At 63.1% G+C, this 14,144-nt stretch carries 14 protein-coding genes; 6 read left to right on the forward strand and 8 right to left on the reverse strand.

Annotated features, from left to right (window positions below):
- Positions 1 to 104 precede the first annotated feature (104 nt).
- Positions 105 to 980: a LysR family transcriptional regulator gene (locus tag I6L38_RS22115; protein WP_017785025.1), complete on the forward strand. Its 876-nt coding sequence runs from the start codon at positions 105 to 107 to the stop codon at positions 978 to 980.
- A 231-nt stretch (positions 981 to 1,211) separates the two neighbouring features.
- Here I6L38_RS22115 and I6L38_RS22120 read toward each other — a convergent pair whose 3' ends face one another.
- Both I6L38_RS22120 and I6L38_RS22125 read right to left on the reverse strand, forming a co-directional pair.
- A complete protein-coding gene (locus I6L38_RS22120) occupies positions 1,212 to 2,129 on the reverse strand; it encodes a hypothetical protein (protein ID WP_240183835.1) in 918 nt (305 codons plus the stop codon).
- Positions 2,130 to 2,183: 54 nt separating this feature from the next.
- Positions 2,184 to 3,608 (reverse strand): PLP-dependent aminotransferase family protein, encoded by a 1,425-nt coding sequence (locus tag I6L38_RS22125; protein WP_216988944.1) that lies wholly within the window; start codon positions 3,606 to 3,608, stop codon positions 2,184 to 2,186.
- A gap of 128 nt (positions 3,609 to 3,736) precedes the next feature.
- Between I6L38_RS22125 and I6L38_RS22130 the strand changes: the two genes are divergently transcribed.
- The 3 genes from I6L38_RS22130 to I6L38_RS22140 are packed head-to-tail and all read left to right on the forward strand — an operon-like array spanning position 3,737 to position 5,383.
- Positions 3,737 to 4,204, forward strand: a complete 468-nt coding sequence (locus tag I6L38_RS22130; protein WP_216988945.1) for an OsmC family protein — start codon at positions 3,737 to 3,739, stop codon at positions 4,202 to 4,204.
- 17 nt (positions 4,205 to 4,221) lie between these two features.
- Positions 4,222 to 4,659 carry a rhodanese-like domain-containing protein gene (locus I6L38_RS22135; RefSeq protein ID WP_043171329.1) on the forward strand — a complete coding sequence of 146 codons (438 nt, stop codon included), beginning with the start codon at positions 4,222 to 4,224 and terminating at the stop codon, positions 4,657 to 4,659.
- Positions 4,649 to 5,383, forward strand: coding sequence for a GNAT family N-acetyltransferase (locus I6L38_RS22140; protein ID WP_216988946.1), 735 nt, complete (start codon positions 4,649 to 4,651; stop codon positions 5,381 to 5,383). The genes I6L38_RS22135 and I6L38_RS22140 overlap by 11 nt, the downstream gene beginning before the upstream one ends.
- Before the next feature lie 45 nt (positions 5,384 to 5,428).
- Here I6L38_RS22140 and ybaK read toward each other — a convergent pair whose 3' ends face one another.
- The 3 genes from ybaK to I6L38_RS22155 all read right to left on the reverse strand — a co-directional run bounded on the left by ybaK (position 5,429) and on the right by I6L38_RS22155 (position 8,015).
- Positions 5,429 to 5,899, reverse strand: coding sequence for a Cys-tRNA(Pro) deacylase (gene ybaK / locus I6L38_RS22145; protein ID WP_005305363.1), 471 nt, complete (start codon positions 5,897 to 5,899; stop codon positions 5,429 to 5,431).
- A 145-nt stretch (positions 5,900 to 6,044) separates the two neighbouring features.
- Positions 6,045 to 7,310, reverse strand: coding sequence for an inorganic phosphate transporter (locus I6L38_RS22150; protein WP_005305360.1), 1,266 nt, complete (start codon positions 7,308 to 7,310; stop codon positions 6,045 to 6,047).
- Between the two features lie 24 nt (positions 7,311 to 7,334).
- Complete coding sequence (locus tag I6L38_RS22155; RefSeq protein WP_005305357.1) at positions 7,335 to 8,015, reverse strand: TIGR00153 family protein; 681 nt, start codon at positions 8,013 to 8,015, stop codon at positions 7,335 to 7,337.
- A 169-nt stretch (positions 8,016 to 8,184) separates the two neighbouring features.
- Between I6L38_RS22155 and I6L38_RS22160 the strand changes: the two genes are divergently transcribed.
- Entirely contained in the window at positions 8,185 to 9,147 is a 963-nt protein-coding gene (locus I6L38_RS22160) for an inorganic triphosphatase (protein ID WP_216988947.1), read from the forward strand.
- Positions 9,148 to 9,248: 101 nt separating this feature from the next.
- Here I6L38_RS22160 and I6L38_RS22165 read toward each other — a convergent pair whose 3' ends face one another.
- Both I6L38_RS22165 and lpxL read right to left on the reverse strand, forming a co-directional pair.
- On the reverse strand, positions 9,249 to 9,716 hold the full coding sequence (locus tag I6L38_RS22165) for an energy transducer TonB (protein ID WP_065018742.1): 468 nt from the start codon (positions 9,714 to 9,716) through the stop codon (positions 9,249 to 9,251).
- Positions 9,717 to 9,866: 150 nt separating this feature from the next.
- Positions 9,867 to 10,790, reverse strand: a complete 924-nt coding sequence (lpxL, locus tag I6L38_RS22170) for an LpxL/LpxP family Kdo(2)-lipid IV(A) lauroyl/palmitoleoyl acyltransferase (protein WP_216988948.1) — start codon at positions 10,788 to 10,790, stop codon at positions 9,867 to 9,869.
- Between the two features lie 263 nt (positions 10,791 to 11,053).
- Here lpxL and hldE point away from each other — a divergent pair, with 263 nt between their 5' ends.
- On the forward strand, positions 11,054 to 12,481 hold the full coding sequence (gene hldE / locus I6L38_RS22175) for a bifunctional D-glycero-beta-D-manno-heptose-7-phosphate kinase/D-glycero-beta-D-manno-heptose 1-phosphate adenylyltransferase HldE (protein ID WP_139752056.1): 1,428 nt from the start codon (positions 11,054 to 11,056) through the stop codon (positions 12,479 to 12,481).
- Between the two features lie 135 nt (positions 12,482 to 12,616).
- Here the strand turns inward: hldE and tolC are convergent, their stop codons facing one another.
- Positions 12,617 to 13,942 carry an outer membrane channel protein TolC gene (gene tolC / locus I6L38_RS22180; RefSeq protein ID WP_026139169.1) on the reverse strand — a complete coding sequence of 442 codons (1,326 nt, stop codon included), beginning with the start codon at positions 13,940 to 13,942 and terminating at the stop codon, positions 12,617 to 12,619.
- Positions 13,943 to 14,144 lie beyond the last annotated feature (202 nt).

The following is a 14,144-nucleotide window of genomic DNA, read 5'->3' on the forward strand; positions in this document are numbered from 1 at the left end:
GCTCACAGTATAGAGAGAGGCAAAACCTGCAAAAAATGAATTTAAATTATCAAAATCATGCCAAAGAGGCATGATTAGGTTTTGCCGTCCGCTAGGAGAGAGCCATGGACATCCGCGCCCTGCGTTACTTTGTCGAACTGGTGCGGGAACAAAGCTTCACCCGCGCCTCCGAGAAGCTGTTCGTCACCCAGCCCACCATCAGCAAGATGATCCGCAATATGGAGGAGGAGCTGGGTCAGCCGCTGCTGAGCCGCGCGGGGCGCCGCTTCACCCTGACCGACAGCGGCCGGGTGCTGTTCAACCGGGCCCAGACCATTCTGGCCGAGATGCAGCAGCTGGAGGCGGAACTCGCCGATCTGCAGAGCCTGCAATTCGGCCGGCTGGCGCTCGGCATTCCGCCCATGGTGGGTCACGTCTATGCCGATCTGATCCGCGCCTACCGCAGTCGCTACCCCAAGGTCGAACTCTCCATCGTCGAGTACGGCGGCCGGCGCATCGAGCAGGCGGTGCTGGAAGGGGAGCTGGATCTCGCCATCACCATGCTGCCGACCAAAGAGGGGGGGGCCCTCAGTGCGTTGGAGCTGGACCAGTACCCGATCCAGGTGGTGTTGCCCGACCTACCGCGCTGGCGGGATTGTTCTGAAATCCGGCTGGAGGCGCTCTGCGACGAGCCCTTCTTGCTCTACACCCAGGCCTTCACCCTGAGCGAGCGGCTGGAGCAGGCATGCCGAGCGGCCGGCTTCGAGCCCCAGGTGGCGGCGCGCAGCAGTCAGTGGGACTTTCTCACAGCCATGGTGCGCAGCGGCATGGGGGTCGCCTTTCTGCCCGAGCCCATCTGCCGGCGGCTGGCGCCTGACGGCCTGGTGCTGAGGCCGCTGGTGCCCGAGCTGAGCTGGCGGCTCGGGGTGATCTGGCCGAGCGAGCGCTACCTCTCCCGCACCGCCGAGGCCTGGCTGGCGCTCTGCCGCGAGCCACGTTGACACCTTTTTCAGGTGTTTCGCTACCGGTTCAGCGCTGGCGATAAAGCAGGTATGGACGGAGCGCGGCGCACGGTTTCGACAGTATTCCAGATGCGCTGGCAGCCAGGTGGGAGAGTCGCTGTTGTCGATGCAAGCCCGGCCGCAGGCTGGCAGCAGTCAGAATAGCAACAGGAGACTCAAGTAGCCCATGGAGGGTCCCTCCGGGGTTGGCATTGTCGACTCGACGATCCTTTAGGGTGCAATGCCGAAGTCATCCCGTGCAGGATCATACAAATAGGGCCGGTAGTCGAACCCCTGTTCCGGCAGCAGTGGGTTCGCCAGCCGGAATATGCGGCGCTGTCCCAGATTGGCAAACAGCAGGGAGTCACGAAAATGATCGCGCCAGAGTCGTTGCAAAGAGCCATCTTGCCAGGCCAGCAGTATGCCCCGTTGAAGTCGCGCGCGCTCCTTTTCATAGCTGGCGTGGCTGTAGAGCACGTGAATGAGGGGGTAGAAGATAGCAACATGGCTGTCGACGCGTAGTGTGGGCTGCAGGAGCTGATGAGCCTGCCATTCGGGCAAGATCTCGTTGGCGCCGCGGCAAAAGAGGTCGCTGCGACCACGGGCTACCATGCGAAAAAGGGATTCGTAGTTATCCACCTCACGCACCTTGAAGCCACCTCGGCGCAGGATGTCGGCATCCTGCCAGCCACTGCCGGTAACCTGGGTGAAGTCTTGCAACTGAGCGAGGGTGGTAACCCTGCCCAGCGTCTCAGCCTTTTGCTCGTTCACAAAGCAGATACGATAGCCAAGAATGCCGAAGTCGATGGGAAAGGGGATGAAGGCGGCCTGTCCATGCTGGGATTGCAGCGGCCAGCTGTCGACGATAAAGAGCGCCTCCTTGCCGCGCTTCTGTACCTCAAGACGCATGCGGGCCTTGTTCATTCTCAATGAGGTGACCAGCTCGTAATCACCATATTCCGGCCGGGTCTTTTCAAGCGCCAGAGTCATCACATCGCGGTAATAACGCATGCGTTCATCACCGTGGCTTTCCGGGCCAATGAGGCTGAAACGGCTGCTGGCGAGCAGCAGGGGAGAGAAGACAAGTGAGAGGAGCAACAACGACAATCGATACATCTTGGCTTGGCCCGACGACATGATGCCTCCCATTATAGTTCGATGGATCTGGCGCGGTAGACTGCGATCGGGAAACGTGAGCGCAGATCAGATCTGCAGCAACACTCCCAGCTGGCGGCAGAGACGGCGCAAGGCCTGGTTGTCGAGGGAGGCAAAGCCGAGCAGCCACCCCTCCTGCGTCGGCGGGCCTAGGTAGAACTGGCCGAGGGGGCGCAGCCCCAGCCCCTGTGCGTTGGCGGCCTCTGTCCAGCGAGCCTCGCCGCCGGGGGGTAGCAGCACGGCACATTGCAGGCCGGCTCCGCTGTGAATGGGGGTGAGGGCGGGACAGTGGCTGGCCAGCTCGGCCAGCAGCAGGTCGCGGCGGCTCTGGTAGACCAGCCGGCTCTGGCGCAGGTGGGTGGCGAAGTGACCGGCACGGATGAAGTCGGCGGTGACCGCCTGCAGCAGCTGGTTGCTGTGGCCGTCGACCGCGGCCCTGGCCCGACAGAAGGACTCCATCAGCGGCCTGGGCAGCACCAGGTAGGCGAGGCGCAGCGAGCCGAACAACACCTTGCTGAAGGTGCCCACGTAGAGCACCCGTCCCTGACCATCCAGCCCCTGCAGGGCGGGGAGTGGCCGCTGATCGTACTGGTACTCGCCGTCGTAGTCGTCTTCCAGGATCCAGGCGCCGTGCCGCTCGGCCTCGGCCAGCAGCGCCATCCGCCGCGGCAGGCTCATGGGCACGCCGAGCGGATACTGGTGGGCGGGCGTGGTGTAGATGAGCCGCGGCGCCGGGTGTGCCCCCTGCGGGTTGAGCCCCTCTTCATCCACCGGCACCGGGTGCACCCGGGCGCCGGCACTCTCCATGGCGGTGCGGGCCCCGGGGTAGCCGGGATCCTCCACCCAGACGGTGTCGCCAGCATCGATCAGCAGCTGGGTCGCCAGCAGGATCCCCTGCTGGGAGCTGGTGAGGATCAGGATCTGGTCCGGCTCGCACACCACGCCGCGCGACTGCACCAGATAGCTGCTGATGGCGCCGCGCAGCGCCTCCAGCCCCTGCGGATCCCCGTAATTCATCCAGTCGCCGGCGTGCCGGCGCCACTGCTGCTGCATCAACCGGCCCCACAGGGCCTGGGGGAAGAGGCGCGGATCCGGCTGGCTGGAGGCAAAGGAGCGGCCCACCTCGGGCACGTCGTGGCAGGCGCCGCGGTCGGCCATCTCCTGACCACGGCGCGACAGACCGGCCGCCGACTGGGGCGGGCGCGGAGTCGGGGAGACCGCGGCCAGCGCCACGAAGCTGCCGGCCCCCACCTTGCGCACCAGATAGCCTTCCGCCTCCAGCCGGCCATAGGCCAGCTCCACCGTGCTGCGAGAGACCCCCAGATCGGCGGCCAGCATGCGGCTGGCGGGCAGCCGGCTGTGCTGGGGCAGGTGGCCGGCCAGCATGGCCGAACGCAGGGTGCGCACCAGCTGTTCGTGCAGCGGCAGATCGCTGGCTTGCTGGGTGGCAAACAGGGTGGGCAGGGCAGGCATGGGGAGCTCCCGGGCGCGAATTGGTCTGCTCATATTGGCAAAATTGGTCGGCGTGGCAAGGCCATTATGTCGCTACATTGAGGCGCAAGGTTCGGGATCCACAACGATTGGCAATGAAAGGAGTCTGCATGTCGGAGTACAGCGCCACCATCAGCTGGCAGCGCGGGGCTAGCGAGCCCTTCGTCGATCAACGCTACAGCCGGGCCCACTGGTGGGAGTTCGACGGCGGCGTCAGGGTGCCCGCCTCCTCGTCCCCCCAGGTGGTGCCGTTGCCCTGGTCGGTGGCCGAGCACGTCGATCCGGAAGAGGCCTTCGTCGCGGCCATCTCCAGCTGCCACATGCTCACCTTCCTCTGGCTGGCAGCCAGGGCTGGCTATCGGGTGGAGAGCTACCGGGACGAGGCGGTGGGCATCATGGAGGCCAATGCCCGCGCTCGTCAGGCCATCACCCGGGTCACTTTGCAGCCGCTGGTGCAGTTTGGCGGCGAACGTCAGCCGGAGCTGGCCGCGCTTGAGCAGTTGCACCACCAGGCCCACGAGGAGTGTTTCATCGCCAACTCGGTCACCACAGTCATCACCACCCGGATCCGGGTGTGAGTACAAGGAGCGTCACTATGAGTCATGTATTGAGCAGCGGGCTGGCCAGTGCCGAACAGGCCCGCCTCTTCTTCGAGGCCCAGCTGGCCTTTCGCACCGATCCGGCGGATCTGGCCGCCGATCTGCTGGCCGGTGAAGAGCGGATCGTCGTCATCGACACCCGCTCTGCCGGTCACTACGCCGAGGGGCACATCCCCGGTGCCATCAGCTTCCCCCACGCCACCATGAACCCGGCCAGCACGGCCGCGCTGGCGCGGGACAAGGTCTATGTCTGCTATTGCGACGGCATCGGCTGCAACGGCTCGACCCGGGGCGCCTGCAAGCTGGCGGCGCTCGGTTTTCAGGTCAAGGAGCTGATCGGTGGGCTGCACTGGTGGCGGCAGGATGGCTTTGCCATCGCCACCGGTAGCGAACCTGGCGTGCTGCAAACGGGAGGGATTGCCTGTGGCTGCTGATATCCATCTGAACGAGTTCGGCCAGCCGGTCGGTGCGCCGCTGCCCGACTGGCGGGGCGCCGAGTTTCCGCCCCGCCGCACGCTCAACGGCTGGGGCTGCCGGCTGGAGCCGCTGGATCCCGAGCGTCACGGTCCCGGCCTGTGGCAGGCTTTCAGTGCCGACAACGGGGCCATGTGGACCTATCTGACCACAGGCCCTTACGCAGAGGAGGCAGACATGCGGGTCTGGCTGCGAGAGTGCGCCGCCAAGACAGACCCCCAGTTCTACACCATCTTCGACGAGCATGGCGAACAGCCGCTGGGGCTGGCCAGCTACCTGCGCATCGATCCCCTGGCGGGCAGCATAGAGGTGGGCTGGCTGCACTTTTCCCCCGCCCTGCAGCGCTCAAGGCTGGCGACGGCGGCCATGGCGCTGATGATGGCCAATGCCTTCGCCCTCGGCTACCGGCGTTACGAATGGAAGTGCAATGCCTTGAACAAGCCCTCCTGGCAGGCGGCGCTGCGGCTCGGTTTCAGCTATGAGGGGACCTTTCGCCAGAGCAGGGTGGACAAGGGGCGCACGCGGGATACCGCCTGGTTCTCGGTGATCGACAGTGAGTGGCCGGCGCTGCAGGATTGCTTTGCGCGCTGGCTGGCGCCCGACAACTTCGATGAGCGCGGCAGGCAGCGGTTGCGGTTGTCCGAACTGACCACCGCTTGTCGTGCCGATGGCCAGTTGCAGTGACAAGACATACGAGGCCCCGCTCGCGGGGCCTCTGTCATTTCAGCGTTACTCATGGTGCTCGCCGATGGGGGCGGCAATCCACTTCATCAGGCGCAGCATGTCGGCGGGGGCCACCCCGACCGAGAGGCCGCGCTTGCCGCCGCTCACCAGGATCTCGTCAAACTGCATGGCAGAGTCGTCGAGCACGGTGGGCAGCAGCTTCTTCTGGGCCAGCGGGCTGATGCCGCCCACCTTGTAGCCGGTCAGCTTCTCGGCCTCTGCCGGCTTCATCATCTCCACCTTCTTGAGACCGGTGGCCTTGGCCAGCTGCTTGAGGCTGCACAGGCCGGATGAGGGGACGATGGCCACCACCGCCTGTTTGTCGTGATGGGCGATCAGGGTCTTGAACACCTGGGCTTCCGGCAGACCGAGCTGGGTCGCGGCATGCTTGCCGAAGTCGTCGTGGGCTTCGCACTCGTAGGGGTAGAGCTTGTGAGGGATCTTGAGCTTTTTCAGCAGGTTGATGGCTGGTGTCATGATGAGAGCCTTGAGTCGAGACAAGGCCAAACAGTCTGCGCCTGCCGGGCGGGTGATGCAAGCAGCCTGCATTGACAGGGAGGGATAAGGGGAGAGAGACAAAAAAGCCCGGGTCAATGACCCGGGCTCTTCACTGCGGTGCGCCTCAGGAGAAGCAGATCTGCAGCACGTAGAAGATGGCGATGGCCAGGATGGCACCCGCAGGCAGGGTGATGACCCAGGAGACCACTATGTTGCGCAGCACGCCCAGGTTCAGCGCCGCGATACCGCGGGCCAGACCCACGCCCATGACAGCACCGACCAGAGTCTGGGTGGTGGAGATGGGCAGACCGGTACCGGAGGCGATCACCACGGTGGCGGCGGTGGCCAGCTGGGCGGCGAAGCCACGGCTCGGGGTCAGGTGGGTGATGCCGGTGCCGACGGTCGCCATCACCTTCTCGCCCATGGTGGCCAGACCGATCACGATGCCGATGCCGCCGAGCGGCAGGATCCACCAGGCGATGTGGGAGCTGCCGCCGATCTCGCCGCCGGCCGCCACGATGGAGGCGACCGCGGAGAGCGGACCGATGGCGTTGGCCACGTCGTTGGAGCCGTGGGCAAAGGCCATGGCACAGGCGGTGATGATCATCAGGATGCCGAACACCTTCTCCACGTTGGCGAAGTGCATCTTGCTGTCATCCTGCGGGTTGTACTGCTGGCCACGAATGTAGATCCAGCCGGCAAAGGCCACCGCGATGGAGATGGCGACGGAGAGCAGGATACCCTCGCCATCGCTCAGGTGCAGACCGACGTGGGTCAGCCCCTTCTTGATGGTGACCAGGCAGATCACCAGCGCGGTCAGGAACATGTAGAAGGGGACGTAGCGCTTGGCGTTGTTGAGGGGATCATCGGTGTTGAAGATGAGCTTCTGCACGCTGATGAACATGAAGTAGGCGATGACGCCGGAGATGGCCGGAGTGACCACCCAGGAGCCGACGATGCCGCCGAACTTGCTCCACTGCACCGCTTCCGGGCCCACGCTCACCACGGCGAAGCCGACGATGGCGCCGATGATGGAGTGGGTGGTGGAGACGGGCCAGCCGAAGTAGGAGGCCAGGATCAACCAGGCGCCGGCGGCCAGCAGGGAGGCGATCATGCCAAGCACCAGCAGATCCGGGGTGGCTGCAAAGGCGTTGCTGTCGATGATGCCGTTGCGGATGGTGGCGGTGACTTCACCACCGGCCAGATAGGCACCGGCAAATTCAAAGATCATGGCGATGATGATCGCCTGACGGATGGTCAGGGATTTGGTGCCGACCGACGTGCCCATGGCGTTGGCCACGTCATTCGCACCAATGCCCCAGGCCATCAAAAAGCCGAACAAGGCCGCCACGAGCACCAGAGTGGTGCCGTAATTCGCGATAATGTCCATTCAGTGTTTTACCCAGTCAGTCGATTACGAACGAGCCAGCATCAGTTCCAGACGGGCGCCTACACGCTCGGCCTGATCTGCCAGGTCACCTACCCATTCGAGGATCTTGTAGAGGAACATAACGTCGATCGGATTGTATTTCTGCTCAACGGCTTGCAGCTGTTGGCGCAGCCCGATCTGCATGGTGTCAGTATCGTCCTCGATAAGATCCAGCTGGTGGATCATCTCGGCAACCATTTCAACTTCACGTCCTTTAAAGCCGGTTTCGAGCAGCTCATCGAGTTCTCCGATGGCTTTCTCGGCTTGGGCGGTCGCATCGATACAGCGTTTGAGATAGGCCATGAAATCGGCACGCATCTCGGAGGGGAATTCCATTTTGCGGCCAAGCATGCGGCCGGAAATATCCTTGGCACGGTTGGCGATCTTGTCCTGCTGGGTCAGCAGTTCGAGCAGGTCGGTACGGGCGACCGGCAGGAACAGACCACGGGGCAGCTTCAGACGGATTTCACGCTTGAGGATGTCCGCTTCTTTCTCCAGCTGGGCAATCTGCTGCCGGATCTTTTCGGCATCTTCCCAACGGTCTTCGGCAACGGCATCAAAGAAGGGAACCAACTGCTGGGAGCACTGGTGAACCTTGACGATATGCTTCTGCAGCGGCTTGATGGGGGACTTGGCAAAAAGCCCCAAAATAGTATTTACTGGCATGGCCAAACCTGTGTCGGTGAAAAAACACTCGATACGATTTTATGAGGGGCGCATGGTAACCGAACTGCGCCATCAATAAAACCGTGAATTAATCCTGATGTATCGCAGGCATTATATCCTCGCGCTTAGCATCACGCCCCCCAAAGTTGCCTGCCAGCCCGGAATGACTATGCAAACTGAGATCGAGATAAAGTTTTTTGTCTCCCGAGATATTCGACAGCCTTTTTTCAACCTTCTGAATTCACTGGAAATTATATCCAGCTCCCAAGCTGAGCTCGGCAATGTCTATTTTGATACGCCCGCGCTGGATTTACGCCGACTGGAAATGGGATTGCGAATTCGTCGCAGCGATGATTTTGCCGAACAGACGATTAAATGTCGGGGCCAGGTGGTGGGCGGATTGCATGCCAGACCCGAATACAATGCCCCCGTCGAGGGCGACCAGCCTGCCTTGGCCGCCTTCCCCGATGCGATCTGGCCAAGCCTGGCGGTGCGTGACGGGATCCAGGGCGAGCTGGTGGCCCAGTTTCGTACCGACTTTCTGCGTAGCCACTGGCTGATCGCCTTCGAGGGGGCCGAAATCGAGCTGGCCTGGGATCAGGGGGAGATTGTCGGCGTGCTCGGCAAGAGCCCTATCGACGAGTTGGAGCTGGAGCTCAAATCTGGCGAGGCGAGCGCCCTGTTTGGCTTGGCTGAGCAGCTGGCTGGGCTGGGTGGCCTGCGCCTCGGGGCTCAGTCCAAGGCCCAGCGCGGTTATCGGCTGGCGGGGCTTGGCAAGCCGCTGGCGCTGCAGTCACTGCCCGCGGTCACCGAGCTGAGTGCTGTAGCGCACATCACCCTGGGTCTGCAGCATTGGCAGCACCATGAACAGTTCTGGCTGGAGCAGACGGACGCCGCGCAGCAGACGCTGGCGTTGCAGCAGCTGCGCCTGGGGATGGATCTGGTTGCCGAGGCGGCCGACCTGTTGCCGAGCCCGGCCTGGCTCGACAGCCTGACCCGGCTCGGGCAGCGGCTGGCCTTGGTCGCCGAGCAGGCCGACTGGCAGCAGGCGTTGCCGGCGCTGTTTCTGCAGGCCGATTACGTGGGCCTGCAACTGGCCATCGCCGCCTGGCTGCACCGGCAAGGTGGATGAGCTGAACTGTGTCGCGCCTGCAATGCAAAAAAGGGTGAGCCTGGCTCACCTTTTTCTTTGGTTGGCGATGGGCGCGTCGCCGGCAGGCAATCGGGGCCGGATCAGACCTGGGTGTAGACTAGCCCGGTGCTGCGCACCACGTCTTCCCCCTGACAGCGCTGTTCCAGTGCACTAGTGTCGCAGGGCTGGCCGTTGTGTTCGATGCAGAATTCGAAGCGGGTGCGGGATTTGACCGGGGTGTGCTGCGGGTTGGCGGCGGTGGCCTGCCATTGCCACTGCTGCAACACGGCGATGGCGGCATCGCTGAACTGTGGGTCGCTGCTCTCCAGCACCCGGATCTGTTCGGCCCGCCCCGCTGGACTAATCACGTACTCGAGGGAGCTGCAGCCGGTCTGCTCCGCCAGTATGGCCTCTCTGGGGTAGCGGGACTCCATCCGGGTGAGCGGGCTCCACTGGGCGTTCACTTCCTTGAGATCGCTTAAGGGGAGGGAGGTCAGGTGGACTGTGTGGCTCTGCTGGCTGCAGCCGGTCAATGCGCACAGGGCGCCCAGCAAAAGAGTGGCTTTCATGTTCGCTTCCCTTCGTTATTGGTATTGCAGGCGGGCCGGGGCCCGCCGCTCGGCAGGGCCATTAATAAAATATTCAGCCACGAATGAAAACCCTTTACCGGCAACAGGCCAGAAAAAACCGCCTTTCGGCGGCTTTCTGCACTGATTGGCTCAGTAGTAACCCGCATCCTCCGGGTTGGGCCTGGTCTTGAAGCGGCGGTGCAGCCACATGTACTGCTCCGGCGCCTTGCGCACGGCGGCCTCGATCTCGCGGTTGGCTCGGGTCGCATCGGCCAGGTCGTCGCCACTCGGATAGTCGGCGAGCGGCGCCCCGATATGCAGGGTGTAACCCTCGCTGGTGCGGATGTTGTAGCAGGGCAGGGTGACGGTGTTCTTCACCCGCGCCAGGGTGGCGGTGCCTGTGATGGTGGCGGCCTGCTCTACCGCGAAGTAGGGCACGAACACGCTGGCATGGCTGCCGTAGTCGTGATCCGGCGCGTACCAGAGCGCATCGCCGTTGCGCAGCGCCTTGATCATCCCCTTTACGTCCATCCGGTCCACCAGGTATTTGTTGGAGGCGCAGCGGCCGTGATACTGGGCATACTCCAGTACCGGATTGGTGTTGGGGCGATAGACGCCGACCCCGGGTCGCACCAGGCCGAAACAGCGGGCGTTGAGCTCCAGCGTCAGGAAGTGGCAGGAGAGCAGCAGCATGCCCTGACCCTTCTCCATGGCGGCGATGACGTGCTCTTCCCCTTCCACCTTCATCAGGTTGCGCATCCGCCAGTCAGGCCAGAACCAGGCCATGCCCACCTCGAAGATGGCGCAGCCCACGCTCTCGAAATTCTGCTTGAGCAGCGTCTCGCACTGATCCCGACTAAGCTCGGGCATCGCCAGTTCCAGATTGCGGCGGGCAACCTTGACGCGGGATTTCAAAACCTTGCGGGCCAGGTTGCCGAGCTGGCGACCCAGCCACATCTGGCTGCGCCAGGGCAGCAACACCAGCAGCCAGAGCAGGCTGAGACCGAACCAGCTGGCCCAGTAACGGGGATGAAACAGGCGGGGTTCTAGACGGGGAGCGTTGTCGTGGGCCATGAAAAGTCTCTTGTTCGCAATCGCCATGGGCAGGGAGGACCCGGCCGGATAAGGGGAGGCGATAAAGGCACGTGGATATCCAGAGCGGATCGTTTTACTCGCAATCGGGGGATTCTAGCCGAAAAGCGGGTCCGGGTGCGAATGGCCTCTGCCCTGGTCAGAGCTGAAAAGCACCAAGCGGCGCCCTTGCGCTTTTTTCACACCCAATAAAAGAGTGTGATAAAATCGGCGGCTGATTTTTCAGGTTTTGAGAGTCGATACAGATGAAGATCACCCTGCCCGAGTTTGAAAAAGCCCGCATTCTGGTCGTTGGCGATGTCATGTTGGACCGTTATTGGCATGGCCCTACCGGCCGGATCTCGCCCGAGGCACCGGTGCCCGTGGTCAAGGTCGAACACATTGAGGAGCGCCCGGGTGGCGCCGCCAACGTGGCGCTCAACTCCGCCGCCTTGGGGGCTCACGCCGTGCTGCTGGGCCTGACCGGTCAGGATGAGGCTGCCGATGCCCTGGCTGGCCAGATGGCCGGCGTCAAGGTTGCCTGTGATTTCGTTCGTCTGGCTGACTATCCGACCATCACCAAGCTGCGGGTGCTGTCGCGCAACCAGCAGCTGCTGCGCCTCGACTTTGAAGAGGCCTTCCACGATGTGGATGCCACCCTGCTGATGGGCAAGGTGGAGCAGGCGCTGCCGAACAGCGATGTGATGATCCTCTCCGACTACGGCAAGGGCGCCCTCAACGACGTGCCCGGTATGATCCAGCGTGCCCGCGCCGCCGGTATCCCTGTGCTGGTCGATCCCAAGGGGACCGATTTCGAGAAGTACCGTGGTGCCACCCTGCTGACCCCCAACATGTCCGAGTTCGAGGCTGTGGTGGGCAAGGTGAAAAGCGAAGAGGAGCTGGTTGCCAAGGGGCTGGAGCTGGTCAAGCGCTTCGAGCTGGAGGCCCTGCTGGTCACCCGTTCCGAAAACGGCATGACCCTGATCCGCGAAGGTCAGCCCGAGCTGCATCTGCCGGCCCAGGCCCACGAGGTGTATGACGTGACCGGTGCCGGTGATACCGTCATCTCCACCCTGGCCACCTCGCTGGCCGCCGGCAAGAGCCTGGACGAGGCCTGTGCCCTGGCCAACACCGCCGCTGGCATCGTGGTCGGCAAGCTGGGGACCTCCACCGTCAGCCCGGTGGAGCTGGCCAATGCGCTCTATACCGAGCAGGAGACCGGTTTTGGCGTCATGTCCGAAGCCCAGCTCAAGATTGCCGTGCAGGCCGCCCGTCTGCGCGGTGAGAAGGTGGTGATGACCAACGGTTGCTTCGACATCCTGCACGCCGGTCACGTCTCCTACCTGGCCAATGCCGGCAAGCTGGGGGATCGCCTGATCGTGGCGGTCAACACCGACGAGTCGGTGCGTCGCCTCAAGGGGCCGGGTCGTCCGGTCAATCCGACCGAGCGCCGGATGGCTGTGCTGGCCGCGCTGGGCGCCGTGGACTGGGTGGTGCCCTTCACCGAGGAGACCCCGCAGCGGCTGATCGCCGAGGTGCTGCCGGACCTGCTGGTCAAGGGCGGCGACTACAAGCCGGAAGAGATTGCCGGCTACGCCGAGGTGACCGCCAACGGCGGCGAGGTGCGGGTCCTCAACTTCGAGGATGGCTGCTCCACCACCGACATCATCAAGACCATCCGCGAACGCGGATAAGCGAAAACCCGGCCAAGGCCGGGTTTTTTTATGCTCTGCGGTGGGAGCTGGACGGCGATTCGAACCCACCGACCCCCGCAGGCCAGAGATGAAAAAGGCGACCCTGGGGTCGCCTTTTTGCTGCCATCAATCGGCTCAGGATTTGCTCTTGGCCTGGCTGGCGGGCATCAGCCCCTGGTTCACGTCTTCCAGATCCTTCTGTTCCAGCGTGCCGGCGGCCTGCTTGAGGGAGAGGATGCTCAGGATGTAGTTGTAGCGGGCCTCGGAGAGCTTCTGCTTGGCCTGGTACAGCTTGCGGGTGGAGTCCAGCACGTCGACTATGGTGCGGGTGCCGACCTCGTAGCCCGCTTCGGTCGCCTTCAGGGCGCTGTCGGCGGAGATGACGGACTGGCCGTAGGCGCGCACCGAGCCGATGCTGGCGTTCACGTTGTTGTAGGAGGAGCGCACCGTGCTCTGCACGTTGCGGAAGCTGCGCTCCAGCTGCTCGCTGGCGGCCACGTAGTTGAACTGGGACTGCTTGACCTGGGAGGTGGTCGCCCCGCCGGTGTAGAGCGGCAGCTTGAAGTTCAGACCGATGTTGGCCTGATTGGCGTTGCTCTCCGGGTTGCGGATCTCGTCCTTGTAGTCGCTGTATGTGCTGGAGAGGCCAGCACCCAGATCCAGGGTCGGCTCATGACCGGTCTTGGCCAGATCGATCTGCTCCTTGGCGATATCCTTGCCGATGCGGGCGCTGTGCAGTTGCAGGTTCTTGTCCAGTGCCAGCTCCAGCCACTTGTCGGAGTTGAACGGGGTCTTCTGCGGGCTGAAGCGATCGGTGTTGAGCACGTCCAGCTGACGGTGGTCGATGCCGGTCAGCTCGCGCAGGCTCTCGTAGCTGTTGTCCAGGGTGTTCTCGGCGTTGATCTCGTCCGCCAGCGCCTGGTCGCGCTCGGCCTCGGCTTCGTGCACGTCGGTGATGGCGGTCAGGCCCACTTCGAAGCGCTGCTGGGTCTGTTCCAGCTGACGTTCCACCGCGGCTTTGTTGGCGCGCACGAACTCCAGGGTGTCCATCGCCTTGAGCACGTTGAAATAGGCCTGGGCGGTACGCAGCATCAGGTTCTGGATTTCGAGGTTGTAGGCCACGTCGGACTGGGTGGCGCTCTTCTCGGTCAGGCTCAGGTTGACCCAGTTGCTGCGGCGGTAGATGGATTGATCCAGCGACAGGGAACCGGTGGCGTTGCTGTTGGTCTGGGTGTCACCCTTGTTCTGCAGGTAGTTCAGCCCGGCACCCAGGTTGATCTGCGGCAAGAGGGCGGCGCGGGACTCGTTGATCTTCTCGAAGGCCTGGTCGCGCTTGGCTTTGGATTCCAGCAGTTGGGTATCCTTGATCTGGGCCTGTTGGTAGATATCGAGCAGGTTTTCGGCATGGGCGCCGGCGCTGACGCCCAACAACACCATGGCTGACAAGAGTGTTCTTTTCATAGATCGTTTTAACCTTATGTATTAACCCAAAGCTGTCGCTGGATGAAGGAGGGTATTGTCATTGAGCAAGCTTGATTTCAGCTTAATCACTCTACTATAAGCAAAATTTTATGCTAACTGTCTCTTTTCCTGCGACAGGAACGTCAAGGACGAGGGTGAGTTTTCTCCCCCTCGCGCCTAGCCAAATGCCCTGTGGCTGCTA

Origin of the sequence: Aeromonas sp. FDAARGOS 1408, assembly GCF_019048665.1 — a bacterium.
GTDB lineage: Bacteria > Pseudomonadota > Gammaproteobacteria > Enterobacterales > Aeromonadaceae > Aeromonas > Aeromonas dhakensis.

Excerpts from the sequence above, each read along its gene's own strand:
- I6L38_RS22115 (WP_017785025.1), top strand. The coding sequence starts at position 105 with ATGGACATCCGCGCCCTGCGTTACTTTGTCGAACTGGTGCGGGAACAA.
- I6L38_RS22120 (WP_240183835.1), bottom strand. The coding sequence starts at position 2,129 with ATGGGAGGCATCATGTCGTCGGGCCAAGCCAAGATGTATCGATTGTCG.
- I6L38_RS22125 (WP_216988944.1), bottom strand. The coding sequence starts at position 3,608 with ATGCCTGCCCTGCCCACCCTGTTTGCCACCCAGCAAGCCAGCGATCTG.
- I6L38_RS22130 (WP_216988945.1), top strand. The coding sequence starts at position 3,737 with ATGTCGGAGTACAGCGCCACCATCAGCTGGCAGCGCGGGGCTAGCGAG.
- I6L38_RS22135 (WP_043171329.1), top strand. The coding sequence starts at position 4,222 with ATGAGTCATGTATTGAGCAGCGGGCTGGCCAGTGCCGAACAGGCCCGC.
- ybaK (WP_005305363.1), bottom strand. The coding sequence starts at position 5,899 with ATGACACCAGCCATCAACCTGCTGAAAAAGCTCAAGATCCCTCACAAG.
- I6L38_RS22150 (WP_005305360.1), bottom strand. The coding sequence starts at position 7,310 with ATGGACATTATCGCGAATTACGGCACCACTCTGGTGCTCGTGGCGGCC.
- I6L38_RS22155 (WP_005305357.1), bottom strand. The coding sequence starts at position 8,015 with ATGCCAGTAAATACTATTTTGGGGCTTTTTGCCAAGTCCCCCATCAAG.
- I6L38_RS22160 (WP_216988947.1), top strand. The coding sequence starts at position 8,185 with ATGCAAACTGAGATCGAGATAAAGTTTTTTGTCTCCCGAGATATTCGA.
- I6L38_RS22165 (WP_065018742.1), bottom strand. The coding sequence starts at position 9,716 with ATGAAAGCCACTCTTTTGCTGGGCGCCCTGTGCGCATTGACCGGCTGC.
- lpxL (WP_216988948.1), bottom strand. The coding sequence starts at position 10,790 with ATGGCCCACGACAACGCTCCCCGTCTAGAACCCCGCCTGTTTCATCCC.
- hldE (WP_139752056.1), top strand. The coding sequence starts at position 11,054 with ATGAAGATCACCCTGCCCGAGTTTGAAAAAGCCCGCATTCTGGTCGTT.
- tolC (WP_026139169.1), bottom strand. The coding sequence starts at position 13,942 with ATGAAAAGAACACTCTTGTCAGCCATGGTGTTGTTGGGCGTCAGCGCC.